We start from the raw sequence: 25,332 nt of genomic DNA, 5'->3' as shown, positions 1-25,332 counted from the left end.
CAGTGATCAGGCTTGACTCCCCCACCGCGCCGGCAGTCTTGTTGTCGTGCATGGCCGTGTGCGGTCCGGCGTGCTGGGTTATACAGCGCCCCGGCTGCCGGCGCCGGGGTCGGTCAATGCAAAGCCGGCCTGGTCCGCTTCGCGCGCCAGCGCGGGCAGTCCGGCATAGTCGGCGGGCTGCACCGCGGCAAAGTGCGCCAGCCCCAGCATGGCCAGCAGCGCGGTACCCGCTGCGCCTTCATGCAGCGTGAGCAGCGCGGCACGCACGCGCGCGCATTCGTGCGGATCAACCTGCGCAGACGCCACCATCGGCGGGATCGGTGCGGCCGGTGTCACGTCCAGCGTTTTCAGCTGCGCCGCGAGCGCGGGTTCAAAGCGGCGCAGCAGGTCCAGCACGTAGCTGTCGACGACGCCCACCTCGGCGTGCCCGGCGATGACGGCATCGATGACCTCGCGCGGCGTCGGCGTGGGTTCGGCGGCAGGCCGGTACAGCGCACGCGTGCCCGCCGGCGCCAGCTGCATCAGGTGGTGCCGTGGTGCGTTGTGCCCCGAGTTGGACTCAGGCAGCATGCATGCCAGCCGCCCGCCGAAGGTCTGCGCCAGCGTCTGCACCGGCGCATCCGCGCGCACGATGAACTCCGTGAAATAGACCGGGCGCCCGCCGTAGCGCGCCAGCGCCGGCACCGGCGCGGCCAGCAACTGCGGGGCCACCGGGGCGCTGGCATACGGATAGCCGCACATGAACACGCAGCCGCAGTCCGGCCGCGCCCACAGCGCGCTGACCAGCGCCGGCGCCGCATGCTCGACATATGGCAGTGCCACGCCGGCACGGTCGGCCACGTGCGCCAGCAGCGCACGCCATGCATGCCCCACCGGCGCGGCGACCGCGTACATGCGTGCGCTGGCAATCATGCGTAGACCAGCTTCTGGCCCAGCCCGCGCTGCTCGGCCTTCTTCAGGATGGCGTGGCCCAGCGCGATATCGCTCAGCGACAGGCCGCGGTGCCAGAACAGGTTGGTCTCGTCGTCGCTCTGGCGGCCCGGCTTGCGGCCGGCGGCGATTTCGCCCAGCTCGGCATAGAGCGTCTGTTCCGACAGCTTGCCAGCTTCCACATGCGCCCGCAGCGAGCCGAACATGCCGCCCTTGCACTGGCCCCAGTCGTCGACCACCATCTTCGTCATGATGTCGGTCAGCGACAGCTCGACCGCGCTCATGGTGCCGTAAGGCACGACGAAGGCGCCCGGCTTGATCCATTCGGTCTTGAGCATCGGCGTCGGGCGTTCGAGGCGCGAGGCTTCGACCACGATGTCGGCGCCGCGCACGCACGATTCCCAGTCTTCGGTGATGACGATCTTCTTGCCGAGATCACGCTCCAGCCGCGCGGCGAAGGCATTGCGGCTTTCCGGGCGGCGCGAGTGCACGCGGATCTCGTCGAAGTCGAACAGGCTGTCGAGCAGGCGCACGTTCCAGTAAGAGGTGCCGCGTGCGCCGATATGGCCCAGCACCTTGCTGTTGCGGCGCGCCAGGTGCTTGGCACCGAGCGCGGTGAGTGCGCCGGTGCGGGCATCGGTGATGAAGGTAGCGTCGACCATCGCCACCGGAATCCCGGTGCGCGGATCGAACAGGTTGAGCATGGCCATCTCCGACGGCAGTCCGAGCTTGTAGTTGTCGACGAAGTCGCCGACGATCTTCACCCCGGCCAGCCCCAGCGGCGCCACGTAGCCGCGCAGCACGTTGAAGTGGCCGTTGAAGGCGGGATCGGGAATCAGGTGCACGCGCGGCTCGATCACGGTCTGGCCGTTGCCCTGCGCCACCAGTGCCTGCTCGACCGCGTCCAGGATTTCGGCGTCGGTCATTTCCAGCCGTGCGATGTCCTTTCCGTTGATATAGGTGAGATGGATGTCGCTCATACGGTCTCCTGTCTTCCAGATAAGAATGCCTGCACGCCGCGGGTGCGTAGTGCACCGCATCGCGGCCACGCCCCCCCTTTCCGGTGCCTCACGCAGCCGGTGTGGTCCACCATGGTGCGGTGCCTGTCCAGGCCACAGAGCGTGTGTCGATGGAGTCCAGTGTAGGTATGGCGCCATTGACTGTCATATGCTTATATGTCCGCCAGCCTTAACATCAGGTTAATCCCATGAAAATGAACCTGCGCCAGATCGAGGTGTTCCGCGCGGTGATGCTGACCGGCTCGATCAGCGGTGCGTCCAAGCTGCTCTACGTGTCACAACCGGCCATCAGCCGGCTGATGTCGCACACCGAGCAACGCCTCGGCCTCGAACTGTTCCGGCGCACCAAGGGAAGGCTCTACCCCACGCCGGAAGCGCGGCGCCTGCTGGGCGAAGTCAATGCGGTGTACGAAGGGATCGAGCGCGTCAACGAGATTGCCGAGGACCTTGCGGCCAACCGCACCGGCAGCCTGCGCATCACGTGCAGCCCCAACCTCGGCCAGACCGTGCTGCCGCGCGCCATTGCCAGCTTCCGCGCCGCGCACCCGGCGGTGCGCGTGGTGGTGCGTACCCAGATTCCGGGCAATATGCTGCGCGCGCTGCTATCGGGGCAGGTGGACCTGGCGGTGTCGAACATGCCGCTGGTGCACCCCAACCTCGAGGCGCGCCTGCTGGTGAAAAACGAGATCGTGGCGCTGGTGCCGGTGGGGCATCCCCTGGCCGCGCGCAAGTGGGTTCGACCGGCCGACCTGATCGGGGAGGACCTGATCGGCTACGGACAGGACGTACCGTTTGGCTTGCTGGTGCACGAGATGTTCGGCAACGAGGGCGACCAGCCCGATATGCGGGTGCAGGTGGAACAGGCCCACGTGGCGCGCGCGCTCGCGCAGGCCGGCGCAGGCATCGCACTGGTCGATGCCATGACGGTGTTCGGCGGGGACTGGCCCAATATCGTGGCGGTGCCGGTGCGCACCAAGGTCAATGCCTCGGTGCAGATTTTCCATGTGCAGACGGAACCGCTGTCGCGGCTGTCGCTGGAATTCGTGGATACGTTGACGGGGATGATGAAGCGCTAGGGGTGCAGCGCTGAAGGCCTCAGACGGTCGCCGCCTTGTCCAGCCAGCGCGACAGCTGGTCCGTCACCGCCGAGCTCGAGAACGAACAGCTGTCCTGCGCAAACACGGCGGACATCTCCAGGCGCCGCAGCAATTCTTCCATCGCCTGCCCGTAGACCGGCGGCAGCGACAGACCGGTGCCGGCTTCGCGCCATGCGCGTACCAGATCGCTCGCGGGCATCGATCCGCCCAGGTGCTGGTCCAGTGCGGCACGCATGCGCACCAGTGCTTCCTGATTGGCTGCGCTCATGAACGCGCCCTCCTTTCCTTGTAGAGTTCGCGGAACGTGCGGCCTGACGGGGCCGGCATGTCGCGGGTTGCGGTCCAGCCCTTGCCGGCCATCGGCAGGCTGGCGATCAGCTTGTTGCGGCCGCCCATGCGGCCCAGCAGCCAGGCGCCGATGCGGGTCGCAAAGGCATACAGCTCCGGGCGCCTGGCCACGTAGCCCCAGGCCTGCAGCGCGAACCGCTCCTGCCACGGGCGCAGCCCTCGCTCCATCTGCTTCTCGCGCAGCTTGCGCAGCAGGTCGGACAGCGGGATCGAAGCAGGACACACGCGATTGCACTCGCCGCACAACGTGGCCGCCTGAGGCAGGTCCACGGCATTGGCAAGACCCACGTAGCTCGGTGTCAGCACGCTGCCCATCGGGCCCGGATAAACCCAGCCATAAGCATGGCCACCGATCTTCTGGTAGACCGGGCAGTGGTTCATGCACGCGCCGCAGCGGATGCAACGCAGCATCTCCTGGAAGTCGCCGCCGATCAGCCCGGTGCGGCCGCCATCGACCAGCACGAAGTACATATGCTCCGGGCCGTCGCGCTCGCCTTCGGCGCGCGGGCCGGTCAGCAGCGAGAAGTAGTTGGAGATTGCCTGGCCGGTAGCCGAGCGCGGCAGCAGCCGCATCACCGTGGCCAGGTCTTCCAGCGTGGGCAACACCTTCTCGATCCCGGTCACGGCCACGTGCACTCGCGGCATCACCGTGCACATGCCCTCGTTGCCCTCGTTGGTGACGACCGCCACCGAGCCGGTCTCGGCGATGATGAAGTTGCCGCCGGTGACGCCCATGTCGGCGCTCAGGAACTCGGGGCGCAGCACTTCGCGCGCCTCGCGCGTCAAATCCGGGATCTCGGTCAGGCGCGGCTTGTGGTGGACCCTGGCGAACAGGTCGGCGATCTCGTCCTTGTCCTTGTGCACCACCGGCGCAATGATGTGCGACGGCGGTTCCGAGTCGTTGATCTGCAGGATGTACTCGCCGAGATCGGTCTCGATACTCTGCACGCCCATCTCGCCGAGCACCTGGTTCAGGCGCATCTCCTCGGTCACCATCGACTTGCTCTTGATGACCTTCTTCACGCCGTGCTTCTGCGCAATCTCGGCGACCAGGCGCGCGGCGTCCGCGGTGGTTTCGGCGAACAGCACCGTGGCACCGCGCTTGCGCGCGTTCTCTTCGAAGGTGGCCAGCCAGACGTCGAGGTTTTCCAGCGCACGGTTGCGCCGTTCCTTCAGCGCCTCGCGCGTGGCATCGAAGTCGATATCGCGGATCGCATCGGCGCGCGCGGTGACGAACTTGGTCGAGAGTTTCTTCAGGTTCTGCTGCAGGCGCTGGTCAGCCAGCTTCTGGCCGGCGCGTGCCTTGAATTCCATGCTGTGGACTTGCATCGTGGCGTCTTCCGGATTTCAGGCTGATTGTCAGGCATCACCCGCCAGGACCTGGGCGATATGCAGCACGCGCGTGCGGCTGTCGCCGGTGCGGCGCAGCCGGCCTTCGATATTGAGCATGCAGCCCAGGTCGCCCAGCACTACGGCTTCGGCGCCGCTGGCCTTGATATTGGCGCACTTCTCGTCGACGATCGCCGTCGAGATATCGCCGTACTTGACCGAGAAGGTGCCGCCGAAACCGCAGCAGGCCTCGCAGTCCTTCATCTCGGTGAGCTGCACGCCGGGCAGGCGCGCCAGCAGTTCACGCGGCTGCTGCTTGACGCCGAGCTCGCGCAGGCCGGAGCAGGAGTCGTGGTAGGTGATGTGGCCGGCGAATGAGGACGGCAGTACGTCGATCTTCGCCACGGTGACCAGGAATTCGGTCAGTTCGAACACGCGCTCGCGCAGCCGCTCGTAGCGGCCGTTCAGCTCCGGATCGTTGCGCAGCAGGTCGCCGTACTGGTGGCGGATCATGCCGCCGCAGCTGCCGGACGGCACCACGATGTAGTCGAACATCTCGAACTCGCGCAGGAATTTCTCCGCCAGGTCGCGCGACACGCGGCGCTCGCCCGAGTTGTAGGCCGGCTGGCCGCAGCAGGTCTGCGCCTCGGGCACCATGACCTCATAGCCGGCGGCTTCCAGCAGCTTGAGCACCGAAAAGCCGATTTCCGGACGCATCAGGTCCACCAGGCAGGTGGCGAACAGACCGACTCGCATTGTTTGCTTCTCCAGACCCCGAAACCCTGCAATTATGCGCGCTTGGCGCCGCGCGTGGCGCACAAACGGTTCAGCAATGCCATGAATCCGGTGCAATGCACAGCACTTTGTCGGGCGACATCCTGGCGCGTTTCTTACCGTAATGTCATTTCACCTATTGAAATTTTCACGATGCGAGATAGAATCAGGCAGACGCTTAAGATTGCCGCATCGCAACATTTCTCCCATTTTCACCTATGTCCGACGCAGACAAGTCACCCGGCAAGACGTCCATCCAGGTCATCGAGCGCATGATGACCCTGCTGGACGCCCTCGCGCAGCACGCCGATCCCGTCAGCCTGAAGGAGCTTTCGCTGGCCACGGGGCTGCATCCTTCCACCGCCCACCGCATCCTGAACGACATGGTGGCCTGCCGTTTCGTGGACCGTTCCGATCCGGGCAGCTACCGGCTTGGCATGCGCCTGCTGGAACTAGGCAACCTGGTCAAGGCACGCCTGTCCGTGCGTGACGCGGCGCTGGCGCCGATGCGCGCGCTGCACCGCGTCACCGGCCAGACCGTCAACCTGTCGGTGCGCCAGGGCGACGAGATCGTCTATATCGAGCGCGCCTACAGCGAGCGCTCGGGCATGCAGGTGGTGCGCGCCATCGGCGGCCGCGCCCCGCTGCACCTGACTTCGGTGGGCAAGCTGTTCCTGGCGGCCGACGAGAGTGCGCGCGTGCGCAACTACGCCACCCGCACCGGGCTGGCCGGCCACACCCGCACCTCGATCACCGACCTGACCAAGCTGGAGCGCGAGCTGAACTGGGTCCGCGCCAACGGCTACGCGCGCGACAACGAAGAGCTGGAACTGGGCGTGCGCTGCATCGCCGCCGGCATCTATGACGATTCGCGCCGGCTGGTGGCGGGGCTGTCGCTGTCGGCGCCGGCCGACCGGCTGCAGGACAGCTGGCTGCAGAACCTGAAGGACACCGCGCTGCAGATCTCGCGCGGCATGGGCTACGTGTCCGAAGCTGCGGCCTGAGCACGGCAAGCGGGAACGACGCGCGGGCGGCCGGCCACGGCAGTCCGCGCGTTTTGCTTTGGTGGCCGCGTCACGAATCAAACACTGGTTTACCCTGAGTTTTCAGATAACCAGCAAACCTTATAATCGAAACCCATGCGTACCCGTGCCGTCACCCTTACAGAACAGGTCACCCGCCAGCTTCGCGCCGACATCGAGAGCGGCGCCTACCCGGTCGGCACCCGCTTGCCTACCGGCCGCCAGCTCGCTGAGCAGTATGGCGTCAGCGCCGCAGTGATCCGCGAAGTCACCGAACACCTGCGCTCGCAGGGCTTTGTGGAAACGCGCCAGGGCGTCGGTTGCACGGTGCGCTCGCGCACCGGCGCGGCGGGCTTCCAGTTGCCGCGCGAGCCGGATATCGATGCCGCCGAGCTGGCCGATCTGTATGACCTGCGGATCGACCTGGAAGGCGCCGCCGCCGCACTGGCCGCGGTGCGCCGCACCGAGGAGGACGTGGACACGCTGAGTGCGCTGCTGCAGCGCCTGCGTGCCCATCTCTATGACCCACAGCCCGCCGCCGATATCGACGCGGCCTTCCATATCGGCATTGCCGCCGCCACGCACAACCCGTACTACCGCCAGCTGCTGCAGTACCTGAACCTGCAGCTGCACCAGGCCGTCGCGACCGCGCGTGCCAATACGCTGCGCCAGGCCGGACTGGCCGAAAACGTGCATGCCGAGCATGAAGCCATCGTCGACGCGATCCGGCGCGGCGATGCCACGGCGGCGCGCGCGGCCGCGGTCACGCACCTGCAATGCGCCGCACGCCGGCTGGGACTGACATTGCGCCCGCGCGCCGCCGATGCGCCGGGCGCATCCGCAGCAACGGATCCCGCCCGCCCTTCTCTCTCTTAAGACGACACCGCCATCATGCAAACCAGCCAATTCGCGCAACGCCTCACCGAGGCCCTCGGCGCCGACACCGTCCTGAGCAACCCCGACGACATCGCTCCGTGGCTGTCGGACTGGCGCGGCATCTACCGCGGCCAGGCCCAGGCCGTGGTACGGCCGCGCACGGTGGACGAGGTGTCGCGCGCCCTCGCGCTGTGCCAGCAGGCGGTGGTGCCCGTGGTACCGCGCGGCGGCAACACGGGCCTGTGCGGCGGCGCCACGCCCGATGCCCAGGCGCAGAACGTGGTGCTGAGCCTGGACCGCATGAACGCGGTGCGCTCGCTCGACACCATCGCCAACACCATGGTGGCAGAAGCCGGCTGCATCCTCGGCAACCTGCGTCGCGCCGCGGAAGACACCAACCGCCTGCTGCCCCTGTCGCTGGCGGCCGAAGACTCCTGCCAGATCGGCGGCAACCTCGCGACCAATGCCGGCGGCGTGAACGTGGTGCGCTACGGCATGGCGCGCGAGCTGGTGCTCGGCGTGGAAGCGGTGCTGCCCAACGGCGAGGTCTTCCACGGCCTGCGCACGCTGCGCAAGGACAATACCGGCTACGACCTGAAGCAGTTGCTGATCGGTTCGGAAGGCACGCTGGGCGTGATCACCGCGGCCGCGCTGCGGCTGTTCCCGCGCACCGATACGCGCAGCGTAGTGCTGGCGGCGGTGGCCTCGCCGGCGCAGTCGCTGGAACTCTATGAACTGCTGTTCGAGCAATGCGGCGCGCGCCTGCAGGCGTTCGAGTTCTTTACCGGCGATTGCCTGGACCTGGTGCTCACGCACGCGGAAGGCGTGCAGGAACCGTTCGCGCAACGCTACCCCGCCTACGTGCTGGTGGAACTGGCCGATACCACGGATGCAGACGCGCTCAACGCACTGCTCGAGCGCGTGATCGGCGCAGCGCTGGAACGCGAGCTATGCCTCGATGCCGCGGTGTCCGCCTCGCTGGCGCAACTGCAGGCGCTGTGGAAACTGCGCGAGGAGATTTCCGAAGCGCAGCGCGCCGACGGCCCGCACCTGAAACACGACGTGTCGCTGCCGATCGAGCAGATCCCGGCGTTCATGACCTCGATGGATGCCCGGCTGCGCGCGCTCGATCCGGCCATCCGGCCGTTTATCTTCGGGCACTTCGGCGACGGCAACCTGCACTACAACCTGTCGCGCCCGGCCGGTGCGCCGAAGGACTGGGCGGCCACGCAAGGCGATGCGGTGACCGACGCGGTGCTGGACGAAGTGATGCGTTATGGCGGCAGCATCAGCGCCGAGCACGGCATCGGCCAGCTCAAGCGCCACGCCTTCCTCGCGGTCAAGGATCCGCTGGAGCTGCGGCTGATGCGCGAGATCAAGGCCGTGTTCGATCCGGCCGGGATTATGAATCCCGGCAAGCTGCTCTGACAGAGCGGGATCGCAAAAAGAAAAACGCGCCGCAGGACAGCGCGTTTTTTTTCCGGTCAGGCGATCCGAATCAGATGCCGCGCGCTTGCTGCGAGGCCAGGATCGCATGCGCGCCGTGCGGCCCCTGCGTCAGGTTGGGCGACGACGGGAAGCCATGCGGCTGCGGGGACGACTGCGACGGCGAGTGTTCCAGCCAGTCCTTGACGCGGTTGGCATCGGCAAAACGCGACAGCTTGCCAGCCGAATCCAGGAACACCATCACCACGTTGCGACCCTGGACCTTGGCCTGCATCACCAGGCACTGGCCGGCCTCGGAGATAAAGCCGGTCTTCTGGAGGCCGATCTCCCAGTTGCCGCCGCGCACCAGGCGGTTGGTGCTGACGTAGTGCTGGGTGCGGCCCAGCACGTTGACTTCATGCTCGGTCTGGGTCGAGAACTCGCGGATGGTCGGGTTGCGGTAGGCGGCGTTGACCATGCGCACCAGGTCCATCGCGCTCGACACGTTGCTGCTCGACAGCCCGCTGGAATCGACAAAGTGGCTGTCGTTCATGCCCAGCTCGCGCGCCTTGCGGTTCATCGCCTGCACGAACGCAGGCAGGCCGCCCGGATAGTGGCGACCCAGCGCCGACGCGGCGCGGTTCTCGGACGACATCAGCGCCAGCAGCAGCAGTTCCTGGCGCGTGAGCTGCGTGCCGAAGCGCAGGCGCGAGCTGCTGTGCTTCTCGTTGTCGCGGTCTTCCTCGGTGATGGTCAGCATCTCGTCCATTGGCAGACGCGCGTCCATGACCACCAGCGCCGTCATCAGCTTGGTGATCGAGGCGATCGGCAGCACCGCGCTGGCGTTCTTCTGGAACAGCACCTCGTTGGAGCCCTGGTCCATCACCAGCGCCACGCTGGAACGCAGCGCTAGCGCGTCGGCGGTATCGCGCAGGCCCATGGCTTCGCCCAGCGAGGGCTTGGCGGGCGGCGTAAAGGCGGCACGCACTGGCGCCGCGCGATGCGAGGCCACTACCTGGCGCTTGCCGTTCTTCAGCACGATGACCTTGCGCGAGGAGCTGGCGTCACGCTTGGCTACCTTGGTGCTGCGAGACTTTGCCGAGACAGTCTTTGAAGCGCTCTTTTTCTCGACGTTAGCCGATTTAGCCTGCTTTTTAGACGTTTTTTGGGTGCTTGCGGACTTGGTGGCCGCTTCGGCCACGGGCGCCGCGACCATCGACACCGACACCAGGACCGCGGCGGCGACGGCGGACAAGGGCGTGGAGCCGAAGAATCTGGAAAAAATGGAATCAGACCGGAACATGATTCGTTCAGCGCATAAGAATGGCGCTAGTGTAGGAAATAAAGAAATTGTTAGCAAGATTAAAGACTTACAGTCGCTCCTTAAAGTTCGATTTGCAAACATTTCCACGATGTGGAAAAAGTTGACGTCTCATCACGTCCACCCGTGTTTGAAAACGAACTGTCTTAGGGCTCACCTCAAATCACCTGCCACTCCCCAAGGCAACGACCCTGCCGATACGGGGACCTCATCTGGTATATCGGCACCAATCGTTACACATTGATACAAAGCTCACTATGAGAGGAAACGCGCAAATCCGCTGACCGGCTCGCGATCAGTGGTCAGCCGGTTCTCGAGCGCTTCCGGATCCGCAAAACCCAGCGACATGCCGCATACCACCATCTCTTCCGGTGGCAGTCGCAAGTGGCTGGCAATGATCTTGTGGAACTGCGTAAACGCCGCCTGCGGGCAGGTATCGAGCCCGCGCGCCCTGGCGGCGACCATGATGCTTTGCAGGAACATGCCGTAGTCCAGCCAGCTGCCCTGCTCCATGATGCGGTCGATGGTGAAGATCATCCCCACCGGCGCATCGAAAAAACGGAAGTTGCGCGCGTGCTGCTCGTGCATGCGCACCTTGTCCTCGCGGCTGATCTCCAGCAGGCCATACAGGTCCCAGCCCACCTTGCGCCGCCGCGCCAGGTAGGGATCGGCCCACTCGCGCGGGTAGTACGGATACTCCTGCATGTACTTGCTGTCGCGCTCGGGGTCCTCATAGGCAGCCAGCACGTCGGCGCACAGCTTGACCTTGGCCTCGCCCGACAGCACGTAGACGCGCCACGGCTGCGTGTTGGTGCCCGACGGCGCACGGCTGGCCACGACCAGGATTTCTTCCACGGTCTCGCGCGGCACGGGCGTATCGAGAAAGGCCCGCACCGAACGCCGCGTGAGGATCGCGCGATCCACGCAGTCCACGGCATCCTGCGAACCGAATTGCCTCTCGAGGGACATCTTGTTCGTCTCCTGTTGCCCCGTCACCGCTGTGCGCCGGCCACCGCCAGCGGCAGCAGCGCCTCGCGCAGCGGCGCCGGCAGCGGTACCGGGCGGCGCGTGGCGCGATCGACATAGACGTGGATGAAATGCCCTTGCGCGGCGGCAAGCTCGTTGTCGCCGCTGAAGAGGCCTACCTCATAGCGCACGCTGGACGTACCCAGCCTGGCCACGCGCAGGCCCGCTACCACGGTCTCCGGGAAGCTGAGCGACGAGAAGTAGTTGCACTGCGTCTCGATCACCAGCCCGATGGTGCTGCCCGCTTCGATGTCGAGCACGCCCTGCCGGATCAGGTAGGAATTCACCACGGTGTCAAAGTAACTGTAGTAGACAACGTTGTTAACGTGGCCATAGACATCGTTATCCATCCAACGCGTCGTGATCGGCTGGAAGTACGGATAGGCACTGCGCGACTCGGCTTGCGGTTTCATGGGACGTGAACGGAACAGGACGGATCGGAAAGCTCGGAAGGACAGCGCTGAAACGGCCGCATACGCGACACGAACGCGCGGAGGCTAGCGGCGGATGACCAGCGCGACGCCAAGCGCCGCCAGCACCATGCCGGCAGCGGCCAGCGGCGGGAAGCGCTCGCCGAACAGCAGCCAGGCCATCACCGCGGTGGTGGGCGGCGTCAGGTACATCAGGCTCGACACCTTGGTGGCCGCGCCCTGCCGGATCAGCAGGAACAGCAGCGAGATCGCGCCGATCGACAGCGCCACCACCGACCAGGCCAGTGCGCCGAACATGGCGGCAGTCCACTGAACCTCGCGGGTCTCGAACAGGAACATGAACGGCAGGCACGCCAGCGCGGCTGCGGCGAACTGGATCACCGAGCCCATGCGCAGGTCGAACACCGGGCAGAAATGCTTCTGGTAGACGGTGCCCACGGTGATGCTGAGCAGGGCGCCGCCCGCCAGCGCCAGGCTCGCCGGCGTCAGCCCGCTGGTACCGAGCTTGTTGGCCACCACCAGCGCCACGCCGGCAATTCCCAGCAGCAGGCCCAGCCACTGGCGCGCGCCGATGCGTTCGCCCATGCGCCTAGCGATCAGGGCGGTCAGGATCGGCTGCATGCCGACCAGCAGCGCCGACACCCCGGCCGACATGCCGAGCTTGATGGCCGCCCAAACGCCGCCCAGGTAGCCCGCCTGGAGCAGCAGGCCGGCCACGCCGATATGGCCGACCATGCGCCAGTCAGTCCGCCGCGCCGGGGTTGCCGATGCCGCCGCTGGCGGATTCTGCAACTGCGGCAGCGGCACGCGTGCCAGCAGCACGAACGGCACCATCAGCACCAGCACGCCGGCAAAGCGCAGGAACAGGAAAGTCATCGGCTCGGCATAGGGCATGCCGTACTTGGCGACGATAAAGCCGGTGCCCCAGATCAGCACGAACAGCCACGGCATCGCCGCCAGCCACAGCGTGGCGCGGGGGCCTGCCGACGCCTTACGTCCTTGCTCCGCCACGCCGCTCATGACGCCACCGCCAGCTGCGTTTGGGCGTGGCGGGCGTGATACTGCGCGGCCAGACGCACGGTCTGCGCGTGCACGGCGACGGTGTCCTCGATCTGGTTGCCGTAGCCACCCGCCATCGCCACCGCGACCGGCAGCCGGCGCGCGAAGGCAGCATCGAACACCAGGCGATCGCGCTGTGCCAGGCCGGCCATGGTCAGCTTGAGCCGTCCGAGGCGATCGCCTTCATGCGGGTCGGCGCCGGCCAGGTAGATCAACAGGTCGGGATCGAAACGGCTGAACAGCGTGTCGAGCGCTGCCTGCAGCGCTTGCGCGTAGGTGTCGTCGTCGCAACCGTCCGGCAGGCCGACGTCCAGGTCGCTGGCCTCCTTGCGGAACGGGTAGTTCTTCTCGCCGTGCAGCGACAGCGTGAATACCGACGGATCGCCTTGCAGGATCGACGCGGTGCCGTTGCCCTGGTGCACGTCCAGGTCGACCACCGCCACGCGGCGCGAGTCGCCATCGCGCTGCAGTACGCGCGCGGCGATGGCGGCGTCGTTGAACACGCAGAAGCCGCCGCCCTTGTCGGCATAGGCGTGGTGGGTGCCGCCTGCCAGGTTCACCGCGATGCCTTCGCGCAGTGCTGCCCGGCAGGCCGCGATGGTGGCGCCTGCGGAACGCCGCGAGCGCTCCACCATCGCCTCGGACCACGGAAAGCCGATCTCGCGCTGGCGCGCCGCGTCGAGCGTGCCTGCCGAAGCCGCCTGCACATACTCTGGCGTATGTGCCAGCAGCAGGGCGTCATCGCCTGCGCGCGGCGCCTCCGCCAGGCGCAATCCGGGCACCTGGGCCGACACCATGTCGCGTAGCATGCTGTACTTGCGCATGGGGAAGCGGTGCCCGGGTGGCAATGGCAGCACAAAGTGGTCGGCGTAGAAGGCAAGCATGGGTGTGGCCTGGGCGGTTCTGTTCACGTCTTCTCGGTATCGCGGCGGCGGCCGGCCGTGCGGGCGAAGGCAAGCCGCGATGGTAGCACCCCGGCCGCACCCTCGCCGGGAGGCACCTCTGATGGCGCCGGCGTCACACCGACGGGCATTTAAGCAGAACTTTATTGTGCAATGCACCAAATTCACTTGACATTAAAAACGGTATCCCTAGAATGGCAATTGTTGCGGCGCACCAAAGTTTTCGGATGCGTCCTGACCCACCCACACGCCTGGGCTGGCCGACGCGGGAAACAACACCGTCACGGCCCTGACATCTAGGCAGCTTAATTTTGCTTGACCTTGAAGTTCACCACTGGAGACCAGCAATGATCCTTACCCCGGAACAAGTCGCGGCAGCGCAAAAGGCTAACCTCGAAACGCTGTTCGGCCTGACGACCAAGGCGTTCGAAGGCGTCGAAAAGCTCGTCGAGCTGAACCTGCAGGTCGTCAAGACCTCGTTCGCTGAGAACGTCGACAACGCCAAGAAGGCCCTGTCGGCCAAGGACGCACAAGAACTGCTGGCCATCCAGGCCGCAGCCGTGCAGCCGGTCGCCGAAAAGACGCTGGCCTACACCCGTCACCTGTACGAAATCGCTTCGGAAACCCAGAGCGAATTCGCCAAGGTGGCCGAGGCCCAACTGGCCGAAGGCTCGAAGAACGTCCAGGCTCTGGTCGAAAACTTCGCCAAGAACGCCCCGGCCGGTTCGGAATCGACCGTGGCCATCGTGAAGTCGGCGATCTCCGCCGCCAACAACGCCTACGAATCGGTGCAGAAGGCGACCAAGCAAGCGGTCGAAATCGCTGAAACCAACTTCCAGGCTGCTGCTTCGGCTGCCACGAAGGCTGCCCAGCAAGCCAGCGCCACGGCCCGCACGGCCACGGCTCCGGTGAAGAAGACCACTGCTGCCTGATAGCTGCACGGGTTGAAGATGGACCGGCTCCGGCCGGTCCGTTGGCAAAGCGCATCGGATTGCGGTCAAGAATGCCGGTGTGTTTTGCCAACGATGAGGTAGTGTCCCGACCGAGTGAACCGGCGCTGCCTTTTCTGCCGATGTCTCCTCGGTACCGCGGTCTCCTTGTCCAAAGGTATCGTTAAGCCCGACCTCTTTAGGTCGGGTTTTTTTTGGGATCTGGTCTGGGGGATGTGCATTTGGCCTGCGGCATGCATGCGGTCGATGCTCGATGGCTCTCGCTGCTGGTGACATGTTGTCGTTGTTTGAACCGCCCTTCTGCCGCGTCCCCGCACAGCTTGGATCCAAGCGAATCCTGGGTGCGGCCCGAAAACCATACTGAACCGCCTCGCCCTGCCAGCCATTCGGCATTCGTGGTCGGCGCAACGTGCTGGCGGTTAATTGCATAATCAGGCAAAAAGAAACCCACCATCAAGGTGGGCTTCCTGCTGCCATTCCGAACCTCAACGCTTCCGCGGCGGCGGCACGTCAGTACACGTACCTTCGTAAATCTCAGCCGCCATGCCAATCGACTCGCCCAGCGTCGGGTGCGGATGGATGGTCTTGCCAATATCCACCGCATCCGCGCCCATCTCAACCGCCAGGCAGACTTCGCTGATCAGGTCGCCCGCATGCATGCCGACAATACCGCCGCCGATCACGCGATGGGTTTCCTCGTCGAAGATCAGCTTGGTAAAGCCTTCGTCCCGACCGTTGGCGATGGCGCGGCCCGAAGCGGCCCAGGGGAACACGCTCTTGCTGTACTTGATGCCCTGCGCCTTGCACTCGTCCTCGGTCAGGCCGGCCCAGGCCACTTCCGGATCGGTGAAGGCCACCGACGGGATCTGCTTGGCATCGAAGTAGGCCTTCTCGCCATGTGCCACCTCGGCGGCAACGTGGGCTTCATGCACCGCCTTGTGCGCCAGCATCGGCTGGCCGACGATATCGCCGATCGCGAAGATATGCGGCACGTTGGTGCGCATCTGCTTGTCGACGTTGATGAAGCCGCGGTCGGTCACGGCCACGCCGGCCTTCTCGGCGCTGATGCGCTTGCCATTGGGCGCGCGACCCACCGACACCAGCACCAGGTCGTAGCGCAGCGGCTCAGCCGGGGCCTGCTCGCCTTCAAACCTGACGTAGATGCCGTCCGGCTTCGCTTCCACGCCGACCGTCTTGGTCTTCAACATGACCTTGCCGAAGCGGTCCTTGTTCTTCTTTTCCCAGACCTTGACCAGGTCGCGGTCGGCGCCGGTCATCAGGCCATCGAGCATTTCCACGACATCGATTTCCGCACCGAGCGTGCTGTACACCGTGGCCATTTCCAGGCCGATAATGCCGCCGCCGATGACCAGCATCTTGTTGGGAACCTCGGGCAGTTCCAGCGCGCCGGTCGAGTCGACGATGCGCGGGTCTTCCGGGATAAAGGGCAGCTTCACCGCCTGGCTGCCGGCGGCGATGATGGCCTTCTCGAAACGGATCACGGTCTTCTTGCCAGTGGCCCGCTTGCCCTCGCCCTCGGTCAGCTCGACCTCGAGGTGATGCGGGTCGAGGAAGTTGCCGATGCCGCGCACCACCTGCACCTTGCGTGCCTTGGCCATGCCGGCCAAACCACCGGTCAGCTTGCCGACCACCTGGTTCTTGTAGTGGCGCAGGCCGTCCAGGTCGATCTTGGCTTCGCCGAACAGGATGCCGTGGGCGGCCAGCGCCTTGGCTTCGTCGATCACCGCGGCGTTGTGCAGCAGTGCCTTGGACGGGATGCAGCCGACGTTCAGGCAGACACCGCCGAGCGTGCTGTAGCGCTCCACCAGGACGGTATTCATGCCCAGGTCGGCGGCGCGGAAGGCGGCCGAGTAGCCGCCGGGACCGGCGCCCAGCACCAGCATCTCGCACTGGATGTCGGCGCCGCCGCTGTGGCTGGCTGCCGCGGGTGCCGGAGCCGGCGCGGCCGCAGCCGGCGCGGGGGCCTGCGCCGGGGCCGGCGCTTGCGCGGGCGCAGGAGCGGCGGCGGCCTGCTGGGCTTCGACGGTGCAGATCACCGCGCCCTGGCCGACCTTGTCGCCCACCTTGACCTTGACCTCCACCACCTTGCCGGTGGCCGACGACGGCACGTCCATGCTCGCCTTGTCGGACTCCAGCACGATCAGGGACTGTTCCATCTCGACCATATCGCCGGCCTTGACCAGTACCTCGATCACTTCCACCGCGTCGAAATCGCCGATATCCGGCACCTTGACTTCGATCACACTCATGCTTTGCTCCTCAATGCGCGCCCGCCATCTGGCTTCAGGGCGCGCCGTCGTTGTTGGTTGCCGGGTTGTCTTCTGCCGCGTGGCCTGCCACCGCCTCGTCTTCCGGCGCCGTCTCTGCCGCATCCTCGGCTGCTACTGCCGCGGTGCCGCCCTCGTGCAGCCGCACGGTATGAACCTCGATCGGCCCGGCCGAACTCTTGTCGAACTCCACGCCCGCATCGACACCGATGCGCGCGATCTCGCCCGCATCCAGGTCCGACCGGTCATACACCGCATGCATCGCGCCGAGCGCGTAGTTGCGGCCCGAGCCGATGCCCCAGAAGCGGTCGAACGAAAACACCTCGCGGTACGAGTAAACGCCGAAGATGCCGGCCGGATTGGCGATCAGGCAGACGATCTGCGACGACTCGTAGGGATCGTCATCGTCTTCCTTGGTGTTGACGAAGTAATCAGACTTCAGCTTGTCGTGCACCTTCAGGAAGGTGCGGAACACGTCGTCGCGCGAGCCCAGCCGGCACTCCTCGCCCAGGCCCGCCAGCAGCGTGCGCATGACCGGAAAGTGCGCGGTGGTCCCGGCCAGCGCGATAAAGCCGTCGCCCACCGGGAATACCTTCTGGTTGCGCTCGTAGGCGCGTGACAGGCGCGTATCGCCGAAGGTGACCAGCGCGTCCGCCGCGATCGCCACCTCGGCGCCCTTCCTTACGACAACACAGGTAGTCATGGCTCGCTCCTATGATTCAACGCAGGCGCCGGCCTTTTCGCGCACCGGCAAAGCCGGTGTGCGTTGCAGCTGCTTCAAAATGAAGCGAAGCGGTTCTGGCTAGGCGCGCGGCCGCAGACAGTACAACTGGTACGGCAAGGCCGCGCAACGACGCCAGAATCATTTTTAAGCAGCCGCCTTAGAGCAGGATACGGCGGAAGTCCGCCAGCAGTTGCGCGAAGTACGTGTTGAAGCGCGCCGCTTCGGCCCCGTCGATGACGCGGTGGTCCCACGACAGCGACAGCGGCAGCGTCAGGCGCGGCGTGAACTGCTTGCCGTCCCACACGGGTTTCTGGAACGACTTGCACACGCCCATGATCGCCACTTCCGGCGCATTGATGATCGGCGTGAAATACGTGCCGCCAATGCCGCCCAGCGACGAGATCGAGAAGCAGCCGCCCTGCATCTGGTCGGGCTTGAGCTTGCCGTCGCGCGCCAGCTTGGCCAGCTCGCCCATTTCCTGGCTGATCTCGAACACGCCCTTCTTGTCGGCGTCCTTGATCACCGGCACGACCAGGCCGTTCGGGGTGTCGGCGGCGAAGCCGATGTTGAAGTACTTCTTCAGCACCAGGTTGTCGCCGTCCAGCGAGGCATTGAAGTTCGGGAACTTCTTCAGCGCCGCAACCGTTGCCTTGATCATGAACGCGAGCATCGTCACCTTGATGCCGGCCTTCTCGTTTTCCTTGTTCAGCTGGACGCGGAAGGCTTCCAGGTCGGTGATGTCCGCTTCGTCATGGTTGGTGACGTGCGGGATCATGACCCAGTTGCGGTGCAGGTTGGCACCCGAGATCTTCTTGATGCGCGACAGGGCCTTGCTTTCCACTTCGCCGAAACGGGTGAAGTCGACCTTCGGCCACGGCAGCAGGCCAAGCTCGCCACCACCGCCGCCAGCCGCGGCAGCCTGGGCCGGCGCGGCCGCCTGGCCGGACATCACGCCCTTGACGTACTGCTGCACGTCTTCCTGGGTGATGCGGCCCTTGGGGCCGGTGCCCGGCACGCGCGACACGTCGACGCCCAGTTCGCGCGCGAACTTGCGCACCGAGGGGCTGGCGTGTGCGGCCTTGCCGGTGACGCCAGCCTGTGCCGGCGCGGCAACCGGGGCTGCGGCGGGCGCCGGGGCAGCTGCAGCAGCCGGAGCCGGTGCGGGCGCGCTGGCGGCCGCAGGGGCGGGTGCGGCGGCGGCCGCAGCCGGAGCGCCAGCCGCGGCGGCGCCTTCCAGGATCAGCAGCAGCGTGCCTTCGGAAACGTTGTCGCCGACCTTGACCTTGACTTCCTTGACCACGCCGCCCTGCGGCGAGGGCACGTCCATGGTGGCCTTGTCGGATTCCAGCGTGACCACCGCGTCTTCTGCGCTGATGGTGTCGCCCGGCTTGACGTGGACTTCGATGACCGGCACGGCGTCGTAGTCGCCGATATCGGGCACCTTCACTTCGATGGTGCCGCCACCGCCAGCGGGCGCCGCGGCCGGAGCGGCAGCAGCGGGAGCCGGCGCGGGGGCTGCGGCGGCAGGCGCCGGAGCCGGCGCTGCGGCGGCCGGGGCCGGAGCGGGAGCCGCCGCGGCCTGCCCGGCCGGCTGCAGCATCACCAGCACCGAGCCTTCGGATACGTTGTCGCCCACCTTGATGCGGACGTCCTGGACCACGCCAGCCTGCGGCGAGGGCACGTCCATGGTGGCCTTGTCCGACTCCAGCGTCACCAGCGCGTCTTCCGCGTCGATGCTGTCGCCGGGCTTCACATGCACTTCAATGACGGGAACGGCGTCATAGTCGCCGATATCCGGCACCTTGATTTCAATCGCTTGACTCATTCAGTGTCTCCTGGGCAGGCCGGCACGCGCGACGTCCGCAAGCGGCGAGATTACCCTCGCCGCCCGCTTCTGTCACGCCGCCGTGCCGCAAGGCGCCGTCCGGCACTGGGCCGGGGCGCCCGCGGCACGGCGTCGCCGTACTGCGGGGGGGTTGGTGCAGGCTGCCGGATCAGACCGACATCGGGTTAGGCTTGCTCGGGTCGAGGTTGTACTTCTTGATGGCCTCGGCCACCTTGTCGCGGCCGATCGCGCCCTCGTCGGCCAGCGCCTTGAGCGCGGCCAGCGTGACCCAGTGACGATCCACTTCAAAGAAGTGGCGCAGCTTCTCGCGGGTGTCCGAGCGGCCGAAGCCGTCGGTGCCCAGCACCACGTAGCGGCGCGGCACGAACGGTCGGATCTGTTCGGCGAAGGCGCGCACGTAGTCGGTCGAGGCAATCACCGGACCGCGGGCCGACTTCAGCTTCTGCGCGACGAACGACTCGCGCGGGGTCTCGGTCGGGTGCAGCAGGTTGTAGCGCTCGGTGGCCTGGCCTTCGCGGGCCAGCTCGGTGAAGCTCGGGCAGCCCCACAGGTCGGACTCGACGCCCCAGTCCTTCTTCAGCAGTTCGGCGGCGGCGATCACCTCGCGGAAGATCGTGCCCGAGCCCAGCAGCTGCACGCGCGGCGCGTTGCTGTTCTCGACGCCCTTGCGGAACTGGTACATGCCCTTGACGATGTCCTGCTCTACGCCAGCCGGCATTTCCGGATGCTCGTAGTTCTCGTTCATCACCGTCAGGTAGTAGTAGATGTCTTCCTGTTCGGCGTACATGCGGCGCAGGCCGTCCTGCATGACCACCGCCAGCTCGTACTGGAAGGTCGGGTCGTACGAGATGCAGTTCGGGATCGCGGCGTGGAACACGTGCGAGTGGCCGTCTTCGTGCTGCAGGCCTTCGCCGTTCAGCGTGGTGCGGCCGGCGGTGCCGCCCAGCAGGAAGCCGCGCGAACGCATGTCGGCAGCGGCCCAGCACAGGTCGCCGATACGCTGGATGCCGAACATCGAGTAGTAGATGTAGAACGGGATCATCTGCACGCCGTGCGTCGAGTACGACGTGGCGGCGGCGATCCAGTCGCACATGGCGCCGGCTTCGTTGATGCCTTCCTGCAGCACCTGGCCAGTCTGCGATTCCTTGTAGAACATCAGCTGGTCATGGTCTTCCGGTACGTACTTCTGGCCTTCCTGGTTCCAGATGCCGACCTGGCGGAACAGGCCTTCCATGCCGAAGGTGCGCGACTCGTCCGGCACGATGGGCACCACGTGCTTGCCGATCTGCTTGTCTTTCAGCAGCGTGTTCAGGATACGGACGAAGGCCATGGTGGTGGACACTTCGCGGCCTTCGCCGGTGGCCTTCAGCAGCGCCTCGAACGCGGACAGCTGCGGGATCGGCAGGGCTTCGGCCTTCTGGCGGCGGGCCGGCAGGTAGCCGCCCAGGTTCTGGCGCGCCTGGCGCATGTATTCCAGTTCCTTCGAACCTTCCGGGAAGGTGATGTACGGCACCTCTTCCAGCTGGTCGTCGGCAACGGGGAGATTGAACTGGTCGCGGAACTTGCGGATCGCGTCCACCGGCATCTTCTTCTGCTGGTGGGCCACGTTCATGGCCTGGCCGGCGTCGCCCATGCCATAGCCCTTGATGGTCTTGGCCAGGATCAGCGTGGGCTGGCCCTTGTGCTCGCTGGCGGCCTTGTAGGCGGCATAGATCTTGTGCGGATCGTGGCCGCCGCGGTTCAGGCGCCAGATGTCGTCGTCGGACCAGTCGGCCACCATCGCCTTCAGTTCAGGCGTGTTGAAGAAATGCTCGCGGACGTAGGCGCCGTCCTTGGCCTTCATCGTCTGGTATTCGCCGTCCACGCATTCCATCATGCGCTTCATCAGCAGGCCCTTGGTGTCGCGCGCCAGCAGCGAATCCCACTTGCTGCCCCAGACCACCTTGATCACGTTCCAGCCGGCACCGCGGAACTCGGATTCCAGTTCCTGGATGATCTTGCCGTTGCCGCGCACCGGGCCGTCCAGGCGCTGCAGGTTGCAGTTGATGACGAAGACCAGGTTGTCCAGTTTCTCGCGGCCGGCCATACCGATCGCACCCAGCGATTCCGGCTCGTCGGTCTCGCCGTCGCCCAGGAAGGCCCAGACCTTGCGGTCGCCGGCCTTGGCCAGGCCGCGGCTGTCCAGGTACTTCATGAAGCGGGCCTGGTAGATGGCCATGATCGGGCCCAGGCCCATCGACACGGTCGGGAACTGCCAGAAGTCCGGCATCAGCCACGGGTGCGGGTAGGACGAGATGCCCTTGCCGTCGACTTCCTGGCGGAAGTTGTCGAGCTGGTCCTGGGTCAGGCGGCCCAGCAGGAAGGCGCGCGAGTACACGCCCGGAGCCGAGTGGCCCTGCACGAAGACCAGGTCGCCACCGCTCTGTTCGGACGGCGCGCGCCAGAAATGGTTGTAGCCGACGTCATACAGCGTCGCGGCCGAAGCGAACGAGGAGATGTGGCCGCCGACGTTGGTGTGCTTGTTGGCGCGCAGCACCATCGCCATCGCGTTCCAGCGGGTGTACGAGCGGATGCGGTGCTCGACGTCCTGGTCGCCGGGGATGCGGGCCTGCTGGTCGACCGGGATCGTGTTGATGTACTGCGTCTCGGCGTGGAACGGCTGGGTGACGCCGTTCACGCGTGCGTATTCGATCTGCTTGTCGATCAGGAACGCGGCGCGCGCGGGGCCTTCAGCGGCGAGGACGCCCTGCAGGGCGTCAAGCCATTCATGCGTTTCCTGGGGATCGGCGTCGTTGGCGCTGGACGCGCCGAGAATCTGCTCTGGTACGGCGGACATGACTGTCTCCTGGGTGAATTCGTTGAATTCGTGCTTCCGCGCCCGCGCTTTTGGCCTCGGGCACGGTCTACGGTGTGACTCTAACTCTTGCGGATCCGGCGCTGCTGCGCCCTGCATCGGAGCCGCCGCCGGGGAACCTGTTCCGGATCCTCCGCGCGGCAGGCGCATGACTACCGCCCGCATTCTTGGGTCGAACCGATTCTATGGAAGCCCAAAGTGCAACACAAGTGAAATTTTCAAATTGCGATATCGTTTTTTATAATGTGAAATTATGCGGCAGCGCAGCAACAATCACCTTCTGATGGGGTATTCCCGTGCCGCAAGGCGGCTGGCGCCGGCAGGCAAAACCTGGGGTGCATTGGCGCTTTCCCCAAGCGACGCACCGCAATAATCTCGGTACACTGGTCGGTCAGCCGTCAATCCCTCCCATGCCGTTTTTCGCCTCGTTTCTCGACCGCCTTCTTTCCCGCCTGCGTGCAGCCATGCTATCCCCCGATGCGTCGGGCTCAGCCAAGGCGGCCGGTGGCGATGCCGGACACGCCCCTCCCCCGGCGGCCGGGCTAGGTCCGATCGAGGCACTGGGACCCGAGGACGGCGCGCCGGTCGCCGCCCCGCGCGGGCTGTGGTGGCTGCGCTGGCGCAACCTGGTGGCTACCAGCTGGTTTATGTTTATCCCGCTGGTCGCGATCGTGTTGTTCACGGTGGCGATGGGCGTGATCCTGTGGTCGCTGCACGAGACCGAGCGCCAGCAGCAGCGCGACGCGCTCTACCGCGACGCCGCCTGGGCGCAGCAGCGCGTGCGCCTGTCCCTGTTGAGCAACCAGGACCAGCTCGCCTCGCTGGCGCGCGACATTGCCGCCGCCCAGCTCGAGCAAGGCGCGTACCGCACCGCCGCGCAGGAAATCCTGCGCGAGAACCCCGAGATCGTCTTTATCAACTGGCTCGACGCCACCAAGCGCGGCCGCTGGTCGCTGCCGTCGACGTCCGAGTTTGCCGTGCGCCTGCGCGAGAACCAGGACCAACCGCTCGAGCCGGAAGTGCTCGACACCTTCGACGCCGCCCGCGAAACCCAGCGCGTGGTCTACTCGCGCCCGCTGGTCAACGACCGCGGCGACAGCTTCATGCTGGTACAAGTGCCAATCGTGCGCGACAACGAGTTCCTCGGCACGCTCGGCGCGCTCTACTCGATCAACGGCATCCTGACGCACCTGCTGCCGCCGGAGCTGACCGAGCGCTACCGCTTCTCGCTGATCGACAAGAACAACCAGACCCGCGCCAGCACCTCGCTGCGGCCGGTGCCGGGCAACGCGCTGTCGTATGAGGTTCTGCTCGACCCGCCGGGCCACTCGCTGTCGCTGCGCGCCGACGCCTACCCGCCGCCGTCCAACCTGCCCAACAACATGCTGCTGTGGCTGGTGGTGGGCCTGTCCTGCTTCCTGCTGTGGAGCCTGTGGAGCATGTGGCGCCACACCAGCCGGCGCTCCGAAGCGCAGCGCGCGCTGCTGGCCGAGACCTCGTTCCGGCGCGCGATGGAAAACTCGATGCTGATCGGCCTGCGCGCGCTCGACCTGAACGGCCGCATCACCTACGTCAACCCGGCCTTCTGCCGCATGACCGGCTGGCAGGAGAACGACCTGGTCGGGCGCCTGCCGCCCTTCCCCTACTGGCCGCCCAACGACCAGCAGGAGATGCAGAAGCAGATCGACCTGACGCTGCAGGGCAAGTCGCCCGCGGGCGGCTACGAGATGCGCGCGATGCGCCGCGACGGCAGCAGCTTCTATGCGCGCATGTACGTGTCGCCGCTGGTGGACAGCCGCGGCCGCCATACCGGCTGGATGAGCTCGATGACGGACATCACCGAGCCCAAGCGCGCACGCGAGGAACTGGCCGCGGCGCACGACCGCTTCACCACGGTGCTGGAGAGCCTGGACGCAGCCGTCTCCGTGCTGGCCACCGACAAGGCCGAGCTGCTGTTTGCCAACCGCTACTACCGGCAGCTGTTCGGCTGGGAGGCCGAGGGCCACGTCAAGCTGGCCGGCGACGAGCTCGACAAGGACCAGGTCTCGAGCGACAACACCGACTATGTCGACGCCTACGCCGGCCTGCCCGCATCCGAGCTGATGCCGTACGCATCGGACGCGCGCGAAGTGTTCGTGCCCGACATGCAGAAGTGGTTCGAAGTGCGCCGCCGCTATATCCAGTGGGTCGACGGCCACCTGGCGCAGATGCAGATCGCCACCGACATCACGGTGCGCAAGGCCGCCGAGGAAATGGCGCGCCAGCATGAAGAGCGCCTGCAGTTCACCAGCCGCCTGACCACCATGGGCGAGATGGCGTCGTCGCTGGCGCACGAACTGAACCAGCCGCTGGCGGCGATCAACAACTACTGCATGGGGGCAGTGGCGCGGCTTCATTCGGGCCGCAGCACGCCGGAAGACCTGATCCCAGTGCTGGAGAAGACGTCGGCGCAGGCGGTGCGCGCCGGCACCATCATCAGCCGCATCCGCGGCTTCGTGAAGCGCAGCCAGCCACAGCGGCGCGAGGCCTCGCTGCACGACATCGTCGCCGACGCCGTGGGCCTGGCCGACCTGGAGGCCACGCGCCGCCGCGTCACCATCCTCACCCGCCTGCCGCCGCCGCCGATGACGGTCTATGTGGATCCGGTGCTGATCGAGCAGGTGCTGGTGAACCTGCTCAAGAACGCGGTGGAAGCCATGTCGGGCCTGCCGGCGCTGCGTGCCGGCGGCGTGGTGCGCCTGCACGCGCGGATGGAGCCGGGCGAGATCGGCGACAACGTCCATATCGACGTGATCGACCAGGGCCCGGGCGTGGACGAGGCCACCAAGGAACGGCTGTTCGAACCCTTCTTCAGCACCAAGTCCGACGGCATGGGCATGGGGCTGAACATCTGCCGCTCGATCATCGAGTCGCACCAGGGCCGCCTGTGGGTGGAGAACAATATCGACGGCATCGGCTGTACATTTAAGATCATGCTGCCGCTGCAGCCGGTGATGGCCGAGCACTGACAGAAGCAAGCGCCCCCGCCCCGCAAGTCCCTGCCCCCCAGAATCCGGAGCACGCCGGCCACGCCATCCCCCCACGTCCGTGGGGGGCCTGTCTCGCCACAGA

Annotated in this window: 20 protein-coding genes; 6 read left to right on the top strand and 14 right to left on the bottom strand. The window is 66.1% G+C overall.

What is annotated here, in order from left to right; all coding sequences use genetic code 11:
• Positions 1-78: 78 nt before the first annotated feature.
• Together ABNX08_RS06985 and ABNX08_RS06980 are read right to left on the bottom strand one after the other, a co-directional pair.
• The gene (locus ABNX08_RS06985; RefSeq protein WP_349604679.1) at positions 79-912 is read right to left on the bottom strand and encodes a PhnD/SsuA/transferrin family substrate-binding protein; all 834 of its coding nucleotides are present in this window, start codon (positions 910-912) and stop codon (positions 79-81) included.
• Positions 909-1,910, bottom strand: coding sequence for an ornithine cyclodeaminase family protein (locus ABNX08_RS06980; protein WP_022534460.1), 1,002 nt, complete (start codon positions 1,908-1,910; stop codon positions 909-911). Before ABNX08_RS06980 ends, ABNX08_RS06985 begins: the two co-directional genes overlap by 4 nt.
• Positions 1,911-2,137: 227 nt before the next feature.
• On the opposite strand from ABNX08_RS06980, the gene ABNX08_RS06975 reads away from it, so the two are divergent.
• Positions 2,138-3,025 carry a LysR substrate-binding domain-containing protein gene (locus ABNX08_RS06975; RefSeq protein WP_022534459.1) on the top strand — a complete coding sequence of 296 codons (888 nt, stop codon included), beginning with the start codon at positions 2,138-2,140 and terminating at the stop codon, positions 3,023-3,025.
• Positions 3,026-3,044: 19 nt separating this feature from the next.
• On the opposite strand, the gene ABNX08_RS06970 is transcribed toward ABNX08_RS06975, so the two are convergent.
• From ABNX08_RS06970 to ABNX08_RS06960, 3 genes are read right to left on the bottom strand one after another with little or no spacing between them, the layout of a single operon-like run.
• Positions 3,045-3,314, bottom strand: a complete 270-nt coding sequence (locus ABNX08_RS06970; protein WP_349604682.1) for a hypothetical protein — start codon at positions 3,312-3,314, stop codon at positions 3,045-3,047.
• On the bottom strand, positions 3,311-4,723 hold the full coding sequence (locus ABNX08_RS06965) for a LutB/LldF family L-lactate oxidation iron-sulfur protein (RefSeq protein ID WP_022534457.1): 1,413 nt from the start codon (positions 4,721-4,723) through the stop codon (positions 3,311-3,313). Before ABNX08_RS06965 ends, ABNX08_RS06970 begins: the two co-directional genes overlap by 4 nt.
• Before the next feature lie 30 nt (positions 4,724-4,753).
• The gene (locus ABNX08_RS06960; protein WP_022534456.1) at positions 4,754-5,479 is read right to left on the bottom strand and encodes a (Fe-S)-binding protein; all 726 of its coding nucleotides are present in this window, start codon (positions 5,477-5,479) and stop codon (positions 4,754-4,756) included.
• 236 nt (positions 5,480-5,715) lie between these two features.
• Here ABNX08_RS06960 and ABNX08_RS06955 point away from each other — a divergent pair, with 236 nt between their 5' ends.
• From ABNX08_RS06955 to ABNX08_RS06945, 3 genes are all read left to right on the top strand, one after another.
• Entirely contained in the window at positions 5,716-6,501 is a 786-nt protein-coding gene (locus tag ABNX08_RS06955) for an IclR family transcriptional regulator (RefSeq protein ID WP_022534455.1), read from the top strand.
• 135 nt (positions 6,502-6,636) lie between these two features.
• Positions 6,637-7,395 carry a FadR/GntR family transcriptional regulator gene (locus ABNX08_RS06950; RefSeq protein ID WP_022534454.1) on the top strand — a complete coding sequence of 253 codons (759 nt, stop codon included), beginning with the start codon at positions 6,637-6,639 and terminating at the stop codon, positions 7,393-7,395.
• A 15-nt stretch (positions 7,396-7,410) separates the two neighbouring features.
• Positions 7,411-8,823, top strand: a complete 1,413-nt coding sequence (locus ABNX08_RS06945) for an FAD-binding oxidoreductase (RefSeq protein WP_349604685.1) — start codon at positions 7,411-7,413, stop codon at positions 8,821-8,823.
• Between the two features lie 70 nt (positions 8,824-8,893).
• On the opposite strand, the gene pbpG is transcribed toward ABNX08_RS06945, so the two are convergent.
• The 5 genes from pbpG to ABNX08_RS06920 form a co-directional block, all read right to left on the bottom strand.
• Positions 8,894-10,123 carry a D-alanyl-D-alanine endopeptidase gene (pbpG, locus tag ABNX08_RS06940; protein WP_022534452.1) on the bottom strand — a complete coding sequence of 410 codons (1,230 nt, stop codon included), beginning with the start codon at positions 10,121-10,123 and terminating at the stop codon, positions 8,894-8,896.
• Positions 10,124-10,396: 273 nt separating this feature from the next.
• Positions 10,397-11,110: a nitroreductase gene (locus ABNX08_RS06935; protein ID WP_349604688.1), complete on the bottom strand. Its 714-nt coding sequence runs from the start codon at positions 11,108-11,110 to the stop codon at positions 10,397-10,399.
• A 23-nt stretch (positions 11,111-11,133) separates the two neighbouring features.
• Complete coding sequence (locus tag ABNX08_RS06930; RefSeq protein WP_022534450.1) at positions 11,134-11,580, bottom strand: thioesterase family protein; 447 nt, start codon at positions 11,578-11,580, stop codon at positions 11,134-11,136.
• A gap of 84 nt (positions 11,581-11,664) precedes the next feature.
• Positions 11,665-12,618: a DMT family transporter gene (locus ABNX08_RS06925; RefSeq protein ID WP_022534449.1), complete on the bottom strand. Its 954-nt coding sequence runs from the start codon at positions 12,616-12,618 to the stop codon at positions 11,665-11,667.
• Positions 12,615-13,541: a histone deacetylase gene (locus ABNX08_RS06920; protein WP_041680996.1), complete on the bottom strand. Its 927-nt coding sequence runs from the start codon at positions 13,539-13,541 to the stop codon at positions 12,615-12,617. Before ABNX08_RS06920 ends, ABNX08_RS06925 begins: the two co-directional genes overlap by 4 nt.
• Before the next feature lie 365 nt (positions 13,542-13,906).
• Here ABNX08_RS06920 and phaP1 point away from each other — a divergent pair, with 365 nt between their 5' ends.
• On the top strand, positions 13,907-14,491 hold the full coding sequence (gene phaP1, locus ABNX08_RS06915) for a TIGR01841 family phasin PhaP1 (protein ID WP_022534445.1): 585 nt from the start codon (positions 13,907-13,909) through the stop codon (positions 14,489-14,491).
• Positions 14,492-14,994: 503 nt separating this feature from the next.
• On the opposite strand, the gene lpdA is transcribed toward phaP1, so the two are convergent.
• From lpdA to aceE, 4 genes are all read right to left on the bottom strand, one after another.
• Entirely contained in the window at positions 14,995-16,779 is a 1,785-nt protein-coding gene (gene lpdA / locus ABNX08_RS06910) for a dihydrolipoyl dehydrogenase (RefSeq protein ID WP_349604690.1), read from the bottom strand.
• Between the two features lie 34 nt (positions 16,780-16,813).
• On the bottom strand, positions 16,814-17,500 hold the full coding sequence (locus ABNX08_RS06905; protein ID WP_349604692.1) for an MFS transporter: 687 nt from the start codon (positions 17,498-17,500) through the stop codon (positions 16,814-16,816).
• Positions 17,501-17,678: 178 nt separating this feature from the next.
• Entirely contained in the window at positions 17,679-19,346 is a 1,668-nt protein-coding gene (aceF, locus tag ABNX08_RS06900) for a dihydrolipoyllysine-residue acetyltransferase (protein ID WP_349604694.1), read from the bottom strand.
• A gap of 169 nt (positions 19,347-19,515) precedes the next feature.
• Positions 19,516-22,203 (bottom strand): pyruvate dehydrogenase (acetyl-transferring), homodimeric type, encoded by a 2,688-nt coding sequence (gene aceE / locus ABNX08_RS06895; RefSeq protein ID WP_022534441.1) that lies wholly within the window; start codon positions 22,201-22,203, stop codon positions 19,516-19,518.
• Positions 22,204-22,685: 482 nt separating this feature from the next.
• Here aceE and ABNX08_RS06890 point away from each other — a divergent pair, with 482 nt between their 5' ends.
• Positions 22,686-25,229 carry a PAS domain S-box protein gene (locus tag ABNX08_RS06890; protein WP_374063651.1) on the top strand — a complete coding sequence of 848 codons (2,544 nt, stop codon included), beginning with the start codon at positions 22,686-22,688 and terminating at the stop codon, positions 25,227-25,229.
• Positions 25,230-25,332 lie beyond the last annotated feature (103 nt).

The organism is Cupriavidus sp. DF5525, from assembly GCF_040149425.2.
GTDB lineage: Bacteria > Pseudomonadota > Gammaproteobacteria > Burkholderiales > Burkholderiaceae > Cupriavidus > Cupriavidus pickettii_A.
The sequence above is the reverse complement of the archived record's forward strand: the minus strand, read 5'-3'. Positions and strand labels throughout refer to the sequence as shown.